Consider the following 12,454-nt stretch of genomic DNA (forward strand, 5'->3'; position numbering starts at 1 on the left):
GATGGCCTTCAGAGCTCCGGCAGCGTCTCCTGCTGCGCTCCGCGGCCACTGCGGCTACCGGTGCGCGGCGCCGGATGCGCCACCAGCCGCTCTGCCGGATAGCGCTCGAAAAAGCGCGCCGCGTCCTGCGCCTCGCATGTCAGCCATGCGTCGTACTGGTCCGGGTGCAGGATCACGAGCATGCGCTTTTCGTCGCCGGGCTTGTGGAAATGCTGCATCAAGGGATGGCCGTCGGCATTGATCGTCAACATGGAAAACGACAGCAGCGCCAGCCCGTCCTTGTCCGCCGGCCGGGCTTCCCAGAGGCCGGCGATGCCGAGCGGCTCGCCATCGGCACCGGCGATCTCGTAGCGCTCGGCCTTGCCCGATTCGTAGGACGGTTCGTAAAAGGAGGCGACCGGCACGATGCAGAATTGCCGGTGCTTGTAGGCGTGGCGAAACGTCGGCTTGCCGGCCACCGTTTCGGTGCGGGCATTGTAGGTCTGGCGCGCCAGCTTCAGATCGGCCCAGTGCGGCACCATGCCGAACATGCCGAGCGCGCAGGCACGGTCGCCGGCGACGGCATCGGCGCGCGGCAGGCGGATCAGCGGCGCCATGGATGCCGGAAACGCTTCAGCCTGGTATTCCGAATCCGGCGGCGCCACGCCGAAATGCTGTTGCAGCTGGTCGCGCGTGGAAGGACGGTAATTGGCGCACATGGCAAGGTCCGGGAAGTTGGTCAGCCGATAGTCAGTGAAGAAACGGCGTGATATCGCTCACGTCGATTTGCTCCGGCAACAGATACGCTAGCGCGTATTCACGATATACACCTCCGGTCAGGAAAAGTTCGAACAGATCGGCATCGATATGCCGCTCGTCACGCATTCTAGCCATGAGCGCCAGGGTTTCGCTTAACGGCTTGCCGGGCTTGTAGGGGCGGTCGGCGGCGGTGAGCGCTTCGAACACGTCGGCGATGGCGACCATGCGCATCGGCAGGCTCATCTGTTCGGCATGCAGGCGGCGCGGATAGCCGCTGCCGTCGAGTTTTTCATGATGACCACCGGCAATGTCGGGTACGCTGCGCAAATGCGGCGGAAACGGCAGGCGCGACAGCATCATGTAAGTCTGCACCACGTGATCGCCGATCTTGTAACGCTCCTCTTTCGACAGCGTGCCGCGGCGCACGCACAGGTTGTAGACCTCGCCCTGGTTGTACTTATACGTCGGCATGTTCACCTTGAAGCCCCATGGATTATCGGGCGGCATGATGTCTTGCGGCAGGCGCCGGATCAGGTGCCACGGGCGGTCGGCCAGCAGCGGCTCCGTCACCGGCAGTGCCGGCGCGGGCGAGCGCGCCTTGCGCTCGGCTTCCTGGCGTGAAATGCCGATGCGGTCGTCCAGCGTACGCACCCAAGTGCGCTGCGCGATACGGCGCAGGCGCGCGATCTGCTCGTCGGACATCGATTCGCCGCCGACATTGCATTGCGCGACGAAGGCGAAATCCTCGTCCAGCGCGCGCAAAGCTGTCTCCAGATCGCGCGCCAGTGCCGCCTCCCCGTCGTGGCCCCCTTGCGCCAGTTCTTGCCAGTACGCGATCTGCGCATCGCGCTTCAACACCTCGAAGCGCATGCGCACCTCGTGGATGCGGTCGTACAGCGTCTCCAGCTTGGTGGCCTTGTCGACCACGTATTCCGGCGTGGTGACCTTGCCGCAATCGTGCAGCCAGGCGCCCAGGTGCAGCGCTTCCCAGGCGTCGTCGTCCATGCTGAAATGCCGGAAGGGGCCTTCGTCCGTATCGCAGGCCGCCTTTGCCAGCATCTTCGCAATCACCGGCACGCGCTGGCAGTGGCCGCCGGTATAAGGCGACTTGGTGTCGATGGCGGTGGCGATCAGCTCGACCAGCGATTGCAGCAGCGCCTTGCGCTTTTCCAGCAGGCGCTGCGCCTCGATCGCGATGGCTGCCGTGCCCGAGAGGGCGGTGACGAAGCCGATCTTCTCCGCGCTCGGCGGGCCGGACTGGCGCGCCAGAAACAGCGCGAGCAGCCCGATAGCTTCACCCTCGTGATTAAACAGCGGCACCACGGCCGACAGCCCTTCGCCTTCAGGCCGCTCCGACACCAGCGGGCCGCGGATATGGATCGCCGCGCCGCACAGCCGGGAAAAGCGCCCCGGGCCGGCGCCGTCCGGTCCGGCGTCTGCCAGGGAAATTTCGCGCGGCAACCCGGGCGCGGCTCCATGCGACACTGCCAGGGCATAGCTCTCCGGCACCTCCTCGTTGAGGTAAATCCCGCCGCCGGCCGCATGCAGCGCGCCGGCCGACTCGGCCAGCACCTTTTCCAAGAGCGCCGGTACATGGCGTTCGGACGACAGCGACGCGCTCAGGTCGAGGAAGCGGCTGATGGTGCTTTTCATGCTGCCCATCGAAGTCGCCAGCTGGTCGACCTCCCGGATCCAGGAGCGCTCCACGGGCCGCCCGAAATCGAAGGCTTGCACTGCGCGCGCATCGTCGGCCAGGCGCTGCAGGGGGCGCGCGATCCACAGGCTGGCGAGCCAGGCGACGGGCGTGGCCAGGATCAGGATGAAAATCGTCAGCACGGCCTCGTTGCGGCGCACGCGCTCGGCATGGGCCAGCAATTCGGCGCGCGGCGCGGCCATCGCCAGCAGCAGCGGGTGGCCGGCCACCGCAAAGCGGTCGGCGAAGCCGATCCACGCTTCCTGCCGGTATTCGAATGCCTGCACCTTTCCTTCCTCCGGTTGCCGCAGCAGCGCCATGAGCACCGTCTGCTTGAGCGCCTTTAACTGCGGCAGCCGCAGCACGCCGTTTTCGACCGTCACGGTGGCGCCGGCGTCCGAATAGGCAAGCACGTTTTCATCGGTATCGAGCAGCATCAGTTGCGCCGACGGCGACATTTTCACGCGCACCAGCAAGTCCGTCAGCGCCGCCAGCGTAATGTCGGCGCCCACCACGCTGCCGCTGGCGCGGCGCGCCACGGTCATTCCCGGCTCGCGCGTGGAATAGAACACATAGGGATCGGTCACCACCGCCGCCGTGTTCGCCCATGCCTGCCGGTACCAGGGGCGCACGCGCGGATCGAAATGGTAGCCGGCCTCATCGCGCCGCTCGATCAGGCGCAGTGCGGCGTCGAAGAAGAGGTAGGTACCGACCGGTGCCGACACGCGGCTGCGATCGACGTGTTGCACCACGTAGAATGTGCCGATCGGTGCCTGCCACGCGATGCGCTGCGCTTCGGTGCGCAAGGGGCGCACCAGGAAGAAGTCGCCGCGCTCGTTGCCGACATACAGCGCCGACAGCGGCGGATGCTGGTTCAGCGCTTCGACCAGGTACGGCAGGTTGTCCAGGCGCTCTTGCAGCGTGCCGGCACGGGTGACCTGTTGCTGCGACAACAGGTTTACCAGCATCTGCGTCGGCGCGAACAGATTCGACACGGTCAGCCGGGTTGCCTGGCGCGCCCGCTCGAACAGCACGTTGCCCGTCTTTAACAGCAACTGGGTGTTTTCCGCATAGTTGTACAGGCCGATGCAAAAGCCGGAAATCAGCATCAGGCCGATGATCAGCACGCCGATATACACGCGGATCGGGAACAGCCGCGCGCCGAGGCGGTGGGCGATCCTGGCGCTGAGCGAACGCCTCTTGGCGGTAGTCCAATCCATCGGCCGATTCCTGCTGGGGAAACAAAAGCGCGAAGCCGGCTTTCTTGCGGCCGGGTGCGCTTTCTTTAGGCTAAGGTTGCCGCGTCAAGTTCGATTATTTTGCCGGCAGGATGGACGAGGGGCAATGCAGAGAAGGGGGCGGCCGATGGACGCTTGCCGCGCGCCCCGGCCGTCCCGCTTACACCATCACACCATTGGCAGGCGCAGCGTGTCGGTTACGCTGCGAATGATGCGGCGCTTGGCCTTGGTAAACGGCGGGAAGAACAGCTTGACCAGCATCAGCGGCGTCGCGCGCAGCACGGCGCGCTCGTGCGAAAACGCCATGAAGCCGTAATGGCCGTGCGCGCTGCCGATGCCGGAATTGTTCACGCCGCCGAACGGCAGTTCGCCGTGCGCGAAGTGCATCACGCAATGGTTTACGCAGGCGCCGCCGGAACTGGTGCGCGCCAGGACTCGGTCGATCTCTTTCTGCCGGCGGCTCCAGATGTACAGCGCCAGCGGCTTGGGACGGGCATTGATGTCGGCGATCACCGCGTCGAGCTCGCTGTAGCCGAGGATCGGCAGCAGCGGCCCGAAAATCTCTTCTTCCATGATGCCTGCATCCATTGGTACGCGGTCGAGCAGGGTAGGCGCGACATAGCATTGCGCCACGTCGACTTCGCCGCCGGCCTGCACGGTCGCGCCGCGCGCGGTCGCCTCCGACAGCAGGCCCGCCACGCGCTGCGTGTGGCGCTGGTTGACGATGCGCGTGAAGTCCGGGCTGCGCTTTTGCTCGGCGGCGCTCGCGCCGTAGCGCTGCTGCAGCACCTTGCGGCATTCGGCCATGAAGGCATCCTTCACCGACTCGTGCACGTACACGTAGTCCGGCGCCACGCAGGTTTGCCCGGCGTTGAGGAACTTGCCCCACATCAGCGTTTCGGCTGCCTGCGCGAGGTCGGCGTGCTCGGTAACGATGGTGGGCGACTTGCCGCCGAGTTCGAGCGTCACGCTGGTCAGGTGTTTGGCCGCCGCCGCCATCACGACCTTGCCGATGGCAGGCGAGCCGGTAAAGAAGATATGGTCGAACGGCAGCGCCAGCAGCGCCTGCGAGGTGGCAGGCCCGCCCTCGAACAGCGCCACTTCCGAGGTCGGGAAGACCTCGGCGAGGATGCGTGCCATCAGCGCGGATACTGCCGGCGTCATTTCCGATGGTTTTACGATGACGGTATTGCCGGCGGCCAGCGCCGACACTAGCGGGCCGAAGCACAGCGAAAGCGGATAGTTCCACGGGGCGATGATCAATACCCGTCCGCGCGGCTGGTGCTGCACCCAGGCGGAGGTGCCGAGCATGGTGGAGGTCGGCCAGACGCGCCTGGGCTTCATCCAGCGCTTGACGCGGCCGATGGCGTGCCGCATTTCGTCCATCACCGGCAGCAGTTCGGACGCCTCGACCTCGGACGGCGACTTGCGGTAATCCTGCATGAACGCTTCATAAAATTGCTCGCGCCGCGCCAGCATGGCATCGCGCAATTTCTTGATGCGCGCAATGCGTTCGGCGGCGGTGGACTCGCGCCAGCGCAGCGCAGTTTCCAGCTGGCTGTCGAACACCGCTCCGATCTGCGCGGGATTGCTTTCCTCCAGGGACGAAACAGGGACAAGGGGCTGGCTGGAGAGGTTCATGCTCATCGTCGTGCTCCATAAGGAAATGGGGCTGCTTATCGCTAAAACTGCGCTAGCCCGTTCGGGAAGGAGGTTGCGCTACGTTCGTATCGTACGACTCTTCCATGCTGCCGACGCGCGCGGCTTGCGATTTCTCAAGCGGGCAATCGCGCAATACGGCTGCAAATTTGCTGGACCGCCACGGCAGCGGGAATGCAGCACGGGACGGCCAAGAATAGGATGGTAATCAGCGCAATGTCGTCACGCAACAGATCAACATTGACCCGGGAAGCCGCGCCGTTACGGCGCGGCCTCTCCTTCCAGCTCCGCGATATGCCGTTCGCGTTCGCGCTGGACCAGGTGGGCGGCCGCGCCTTCGGACACGCCCAGCGTCTGCAGCACGAAAGACGACAATTGCAGGCTCGATTCCAGCGTTTCCGGGATGACGACGGTGGCGCCGGCCTGCTTCAAGGCGCGCGCATGCTTTTCGTCGCGCGAGCGGGCGAAGATCTGCACGTGCGGCAGCTCGCGCCGGATGCCGCGCACCGCGTTGAGCGCGGAGGCGGGATGGTCCATGGTCAGCACGATCGCCGGCGCCAGGTCGGCATGCGCCTTGCGCAGCAGTTCGGCGCGCGCCGCGTCGCCGAAATAAATCGGAAAGCCCGCCGCGCGCAGGCGCGCCACCAGCCGCGCGTCGTTTTCGAAAGCGATGTACGGGATCTTCTGCGCGCTCAGCAGCTGCGCCAGCATCTGGCCGACGCGGCCGAAGCCGGCGATGATGACGCGTCCGCCGGCCGCTTCGAGCACGGCCTCGCCGAACGCCTGCTCATGGTGGCGCTGTTCCCAGCGCTCGCCGATGGCGCGCCCGACGCGCGCGGCCAGCGGCGTGAGGAACATGCTCAGGCTGACCACCAGCATGATGAACTGCCCGATCGGCGGCGCCACCAGGTGGGTGGTCATGGCATAGCCGACCACGATGAACGCGAATTCGCCGCCCTGCCCCAGCAGCAGGCCGCCTTCGAAGGCGCGCGCCCAGGAAAAGCCGCCGATGCGAAACAACACGGCTAGCACGCATGCCTTGATGGTGAACAGGCCAATCACCGACAGCGGAAGCCATAGTGGCGACGCGATCACTTCGCGCACGTCGATGGCCATGCCGACCGACATGAAGAACAGGCCCATCAGCAGGCCGCGGAACGGCTCGATCGTGATTTCGACCTCGTGCTTGAATTCGGTCTCGGCCAGCAGCAGCCCGGCCAGGAAGGCGCCCAGCGCCATCGACAGGCCGGCCGAGGCGGTCAGGCTGGCGATGCCTAGCGTGCTCAGCAGCGTGAGCGCCATGAACACGTCCGGCTGGCGCTGCCGGGCGAAGGAGCGGAACAGCGGGCGGATCACGCGTCGGCCGATCAGGTAGATGAGCACGATGGCGCCGATCGACTTGGCCACGGTGACGGTCACCAGGGCAGCCAGGCCTTCGCTTTGCCCGCTCGTGAGCACGCCGATCAGGATCAACAGCGGCACCACCGCCAGGTCCTGCATCATCAGGATCGAAAAGCCGGCCTGGCCCAGCGGCGAATTCATCGAGCGCTGCTCCGCCATCAGTTGCATCACGACCGCTGTGGACGACAGCGACAGCACGAAGCCGAGCACCAGCGCCGCTTCCAGCGAATTGCCGAAGAAATAGGCGAGGCAGCCGATGATGACGGCGGACAGGCACACCTGGGCGGTGCCGGCGCCGAAGACCCAGCGGCGCAGCGCCCACAGGCGCTCGGCCGACAGTTCCAGGCCGATCATGAACATCAGGAACAGCACGCCCAGTTCGGCCAGCGCCTCCACGCCTTCCACGCGCGACACCGTGAGATAGCCGAGCCACGGCACCGCGTGCGCCCACAGGCCGAGCCCGAACGGGCCGAGCAGTGCGCCCACCGCCAGAAAGCCCAGCACCTGGTTGACGCGCCAGCGCTGCAACAGAGGAATGAGGATGCCCGCGAGGGCAAGAAACAGAAGCGTTTCGCGCAAATAGGGTAGGGCGTGTTGTTCTTGCACGGTTGACCGACGAATGAGTGAGCCGCTGCGCCGGGCGTGGCCGGCGCAGTCCGACGTGCATTTTATAACGCCGATTCCGCCGTGCGCGCCGTGCTTGATGCAGGATAAGAAGCGTTTTCAGTGCGAATTGGGGCGGGGGATTGCCTCGGTCCAGATCGCGATGTCGCGTTCGGACATGTTGCCGAGCGGCGTGGCGCGCCCGTCCCGTAAGCCATCCTGCCCGACATCGTTGAGGTACTGCTCGCGCGACAGCAGCGTGCCCAGGCAGATGGCGTGCTGCGGTGCGGCACTGTGGGTTTCGCGGCGCAGGCGCTCGATCAGCTCATCCATGATCGCCGCCGGCACCAGCGCGCGCTGCGCCGGGTAGACGAAGCCGAACAGCGTCAGGTGCACCAGCAGGATGCGCCAGTGCGGCTCGAAGCGGCGGAACAGGCGCTGCCAGTCGAGCTGGTCTGCGCGCGCGCGCAGCAGGTGCAGGATGTCGGCGCCGTCGAAACGCTCGCGCTCCATGATGAAGGCCTTGGACCAGATCATTTCCTCGGCCGGGCAGATCCGGGTCGGCAGGCCCAGCACCTCGTCGTCGCTGGCATGCTCGAACCACGCGTCGTCGACTTCCGCGATGGCGTTGCCCGAGCTGAAGATCAGGTCGATATACACGCCGTTGGCGCGTACCTTTGCCAGCCAGTGGGGAAACGTCAGCTCGGTGTCGTAGCCGGCCTGGCGCAGCGCTGCGCTCACCGCCGCCAAATCGCTGCGGCGAATGAAGATGTCCAGATCCCGGGTATGGCGGTTGACCCCGGTATAGCGATGCAGCGCGTAAGCGCCGCCGACCAGGAACGGGACTGTCGACGCATTCAGCGTTTCGAGCACGTGCCGGTAAAACACTGCCGTATCGGCGCCGGGTTCGTCACCGGGCCGTGATTGCGAGATGGCGCTTTCCATATCGAGCCCCCAGGAACATGACAGAAAGAATCAGCAAAACTTATGCCACGCAGTCACGGTCTTTAGAGGGGACGGATCAGGCCGCCGGCTCCGATCCGGCACACCCTCTGGGCGGTTCCTGGCGAAGTATTTTCCGGACGAGGAGCATATCGTGATTTCACAAGAATCCATTCGTTTTGCAGCCGTGGGCGACTTGCATTGCAGGAAGGAATCGGCAGGTAGCCTGCGCAACCTGTTTGCCCAGGCCGCCGAGGCAGCCGACGCGCTGTTGCTGTGCGGTGACTTGACCGACTACGGTTTGCCCGAGGAAACGCACGTGCTGGTCGAAGAAATGGCGGCGGCCAGGATCCCGATCGTCGCCGTGCTGGGCAATCACGATTTCGAGTCCGGCAGGCAGGAAGAGGTGCAGCGCATCCTGATCGAGGCCGGGGTGCGCGTGCTCGATGGCGAGGCCTGCGAAATCCATGGCGTGGGCATCGTCGGCGTCAAGGGTTTCGCCGGCGGCTACGGGCGTGGCACGCTCGGGCCGTGGGGGGAAAATTCGATCAAGCAGTTCGTCAACGAAGCGCTGCACGAAGCGCTGAAGCTGGAATCGGCGCTGGCCAAGCTGCGCACCAGCCAGCGCATCGCGATGCTGCACTATTCGCCGATCGAGGCGACGGTCAAGGGCGAGCCGGTGGAAATTTACGCCTTCCTCGGCACCAGCCGGCTGGAGGAGCCGCTGATCCGCTACCCCGTCAACGCCGTCTTCCACGGCCATGCCCACCGCGGCAGTCCGGAGGGTAAAACAGTCAACAACATTCCCGTCTATAACGTCGCCAAGCCTCTGCTGCAGCGCAGCTTTCCCGACCGTCCGCCGTTCCGGATTATAGAAATTCCAAAAACCGAGGCCGGCAGCGTGTAAGTTTGACCGGCCAAGGGCGATAGAACTCCGTTCGCTAGATCTCGGCCGCGGCGCTCGCGCGGGAACTGCGGAAGCGGTTTTTCCCGGCGCGCTTGGCCTGGTACATCAGGCGGTCGGTTTCTTCCATGATGGCCGAGGAAGTGATAAAGCGCTCGTCCGGCAACAGGCAGATACCGATGCTCGCGCCCAGCCGCAATTCAGGGGCGCCGGGCACGCGGATGGCGGCGATGGCCTCGACCAGTTCCTGCGCCAGCTGCTCCACCTCCTCGTGCGAAGCGGTATCGACCAGCGCGATACCGAATTCGTCGCCGCCGATGCGCGCCGCGCGGTCGCCGTTCGACAGGTAGCGCATCAGGCGCATGCCGATTTCCTTCAGCGCCGCGTCGCCCGCGCTGTGTCCGCAGGTATCGTTGATGGCCTTGAACCCGTCCAGGTCGAGCAGCATCACCGCGCCGCGGATCGACTTGCTCCCGACATCGGCCAGCAGGCTCTCCAGCGCCACGAAGAAGCCCGAGCGGTTCAGCAAGCCGGTCAGGGAATCGGTCCTGGAGGCGAATTCGTACTGGGCCGCGCGCAGCTTGAGTTCGCGCTTGTCGCGCGCAATCTGGGCCGACAGCAGATGGGCATACCACGGCAGGATCAGCACCGACAGCACCAATCCTTCGGCCACCAGCGGCAGCTTGTGCCAGAAGGGCGAAAGCCACGTCGCGAGCGACAGGAAGCAGGCGCCGGAAAGCGCGGAAAGGCGCGCAAAAGAAGGGCCGTTGCGCAGCCCGTTGCCGATGGCCATGAGCACCGGCGCCCACATTACCGGCGCCAGTGCGGCGCCGCCCAGGTACAACGCCAGCGCAAACAGCGCCTGGTCGAGCAGGATCGAAGCGATGCGGCGCGCCTTGAACGTAAACAGCGAAGCGCCGACGACGCCCAGCCAAGCCAGCCCGAAAGCATTGAAGGCCGCCAGGGCGAGCGCCGTGCCACGGATATCCTCGATCTGGCCCAGCGCATGCGCAAGCACCATGAACGCCGAAAAAATCACGCCGCAGATCAGGCGAAAGCGCGCATGGCCCATCTCGTTGCCGAGATTCAGCCTCGGCTTGCGCGTGATTGCCTTTCTCAACAAAACCTTCATGAATGCTGCCTTATGCAGAGAAGCGCCTTGTCAACCGGATCGACTGCCGGCCATGGCCGGCGGTGCCGACGTGCCTGAAAACGGAGGAAACTAAAAGTAGTTTCTTCAGAGAAATTTATTGTAACCGTTGCCACTCCGAAATGGAACAAGCGTTCGTTTTGCGGCGCACATCATGCCGGCGGCTATGGCTCGGCTGCTTCCTCGTCGGGCGCTTCCTGCGCCTGTATCACGGGCTCGTCTTCCTTGTCCTTGCCAAACAGGACGCGGTGCAGCCGCAAGCCCAGGTCGGAGCCGACCATGGCCACCACAAAAGCCGGAAACGCCGTGCCCGCCGACAGGAAGGCGAACCAGGCATAGGACTGGGGCGTGCCGCTGGTGAGCAGGTCGATCTCGGTTTGCCCGAGCCGCACGGCCCATACGGCGAGAACGGCGATGAGCACCGTCTTCCACCGGCCGGTCTTCAGCAAGCCCAGCAGAAAAGCCGCGCCGAATGCGTATGCCAACAATGCCGGAAAACCGTAATCCATATCGCTGCCCAAGCTGAGGAACCATCGAGGCCGCTATTTTAAACAGCTGGCGGGAAGGAATGAAATCCGCACGTCGGCGGCGCCGCGCGACTGTGGCAAAAATGCGCCTTTTCCGCGCTTACGCGCTGACGACCCGGTTTTTGCCGGCCCGCTTGGCCCGGTAGAGCGCGGCGTCGGCGCGCGCGACGAGCGTTTCCTGCTCGTCGCCGGTGTCGTACTGCGCCACCCCGGCGCTGAAGGCGAGCGGCACGCCGGTGCCGTCATGCAAGCACGGCCGGCTGCGCAATGCGCCCTGCATGCGCGTCATTGCCGATATGGCATCCTCGAGCGGGGTATCGGGCAGCACGATCATGAATTCCTCGCCGCCGAAGCGGCCGACCACGTCCGTCTTGCGCAGCGCATCCTTTGCCATGCGCACCAGGTGCTTCAGGGCCGCGTCGCCGACGCAGTGGCCGTAGGTGTCGTTGAGTTTCTTGAAATCGTCCAGGTCGAGCAGCGCCACGCATAGCGGCGAGTTGCTGCGCGCGGCGCGCGCCAGCTCGCGGTCGAGCACGGCCGCCAGGCCGCGCCGGTTGAGGCTGCCGGTGAGCTGATCCTCGCACACCAGTTCGCGCATGCGCGCCAGCTCGGCTTCGAGTTCCTGAACGCGGCGCTGCGCCGCCCGGGCCTCGGCGCGCGCCAGCAGCATGTCGACGCGCGACTGCAGCACCGGGGCGCCGGCGCCGGGCATCTCGCGCAGGAAGTCGTCCAGCGCCTGGCGCAGGCCGCCGGCCAGCGGCAGGCCGGCGGAAAGGCCCTGCAGCCACGCGCTGAAGGAGGGCGCGGGCGGTGCCAAGCTGCGCCGTGCGGCTGGCAAAGCGGCATGATTGTCGAATACTGCGCTCATCTTTTTCTCCGTCAAGCGTGGACATGCGCCATGCGGCGCGCCCTCATGGTGAGGTTATCGGACGGATCCGGGAAAAATTGAGGAGGGCACCGTCTTGTCGCGGCTCTTGCCAGGGCAGCATGCCCGGCGGCAGGCGCGGGGCAGAAGCAGGGACTCAAGCGCGCGCCACGAGCGCGCCGTTGTGCACGCGCACACGCTCGCCGGCGACCCAACGGCGGGCACCGCGTTCGGTAAATGTGCGCACTGCGCCATTGCCCATCCGTACGCGCACCTGCGTGACGGTGGTCGAGCGCGCGCGCTTTTCAATGACGTTGCCGGCATAACCGCCGCCGACGGCGCCCGCGACGGTCGCCAGGGTACGGCCATTGCCGCCGCCGACCTGGTTGCCAAGCAAGCCGCCTACCACCGCACCCGTCACCATGCCCACGCCGCTGCCTTGCGCCGCCGGCTGTTGATAGGTATGGGCGGATACCACCGTGCCGCAGCCGGCACAGGATGCCGCCTGCGCGGCAGGTGCGGCGGCGAATATGCCGAAGAACAAGATGGACAACGAGGCATGACGCGCCACTGTGGAAAATCCTTGCAACATTGACTTCATTTTTCTCAACTACGAACAAACACCGGACATACGGTATGGCGACAGGGTAAGGCGGTGGGCACGGGCCATGTGATGAGGAAATGTTTCAGGGGCAAGCACTTGTAACAGGAGCGCCGCCGCATGGCATACTCAC

Annotated in this window: 10 protein-coding genes; 1 reads left to right on the plus strand and 9 read right to left on the minus strand. The window is 65.4% G+C overall.

What is annotated here, in order from left to right; all coding sequences use genetic code 11:
* Positions 1-8 precede the first annotated feature (8 nt).
* The 5 genes from FAY22_RS19515 to FAY22_RS19535 form a co-directional block, all read right to left on the minus strand.
* On the minus strand, positions 9-698 hold the full coding sequence (locus FAY22_RS19515; protein WP_146332284.1) for an SOS response-associated peptidase: 690 nt from the start codon (positions 696-698) through the stop codon (positions 9-11).
* A gap of 31 nt (positions 699-729) precedes the next feature.
* Complete coding sequence (locus FAY22_RS19520; protein WP_146332286.1) at positions 730-3,651, minus strand: HD domain-containing phosphohydrolase; 2,922 nt, start codon at positions 3,649-3,651, stop codon at positions 730-732.
* 186 nt (positions 3,652-3,837) lie between these two features.
* Positions 3,838-5,316: an aldehyde dehydrogenase family protein gene (locus FAY22_RS19525; RefSeq protein WP_246860577.1), complete on the minus strand. Its 1,479-nt coding sequence runs from the start codon at positions 5,314-5,316 to the stop codon at positions 3,838-3,840.
* 273 nt (positions 5,317-5,589) lie between these two features.
* Positions 5,590-7,335 carry a cation:proton antiporter gene (locus FAY22_RS19530; protein WP_146332288.1) on the minus strand — a complete coding sequence of 582 codons (1,746 nt, stop codon included), beginning with the start codon at positions 7,333-7,335 and terminating at the stop codon, positions 5,590-5,592.
* 117 nt (positions 7,336-7,452) lie between these two features.
* A complete protein-coding gene (locus FAY22_RS19535) occupies positions 7,453-8,277 on the minus strand; it encodes a nucleotidyltransferase (RefSeq protein WP_146332290.1) in 825 nt (274 codons plus the stop codon).
* A 151-nt stretch (positions 8,278-8,428) separates the two neighbouring features.
* Between FAY22_RS19535 and FAY22_RS19540 the strand changes: the two genes are divergently transcribed.
* Positions 8,429-9,181, plus strand: coding sequence for a metallophosphoesterase (locus FAY22_RS19540; protein WP_246860578.1), 753 nt, complete (start codon positions 8,429-8,431; stop codon positions 9,179-9,181).
* Positions 9,182-9,215: 34 nt separating this feature from the next.
* Here the strand turns inward: FAY22_RS19540 and FAY22_RS19545 are convergent, their stop codons facing one another.
* The 4 genes from FAY22_RS19545 to FAY22_RS19560 form a co-directional block, all read right to left on the minus strand.
* Positions 9,216-10,310: a diguanylate cyclase gene (locus tag FAY22_RS19545; RefSeq protein ID WP_146332292.1), complete on the minus strand. Its 1,095-nt coding sequence runs from the start codon at positions 10,308-10,310 to the stop codon at positions 9,216-9,218.
* A gap of 182 nt (positions 10,311-10,492) precedes the next feature.
* On the minus strand, positions 10,493-10,837 hold the full coding sequence (locus tag FAY22_RS19550; protein WP_146332294.1) for a hypothetical protein: 345 nt from the start codon (positions 10,835-10,837) through the stop codon (positions 10,493-10,495).
* A 118-nt stretch (positions 10,838-10,955) separates the two neighbouring features.
* A complete protein-coding gene (locus tag FAY22_RS19555; protein WP_146332296.1) occupies positions 10,956-11,723 on the minus strand; it encodes a GGDEF domain-containing protein in 768 nt (255 codons plus the stop codon).
* Between the two features lie 154 nt (positions 11,724-11,877).
* Positions 11,878-12,321: a glycine zipper 2TM domain-containing protein gene (locus tag FAY22_RS19560; protein ID WP_146332298.1), complete on the minus strand. Its 444-nt coding sequence runs from the start codon at positions 12,319-12,321 to the stop codon at positions 11,878-11,880.
* Positions 12,322-12,454 lie beyond the last annotated feature (133 nt).

The organism is Noviherbaspirillum sp. UKPF54 (assembly GCF_007874125.1).
In the GTDB taxonomy this organism is placed as follows: domain Bacteria; phylum Pseudomonadota; class Gammaproteobacteria; order Burkholderiales; family Burkholderiaceae_D; genus Noviherbaspirillum.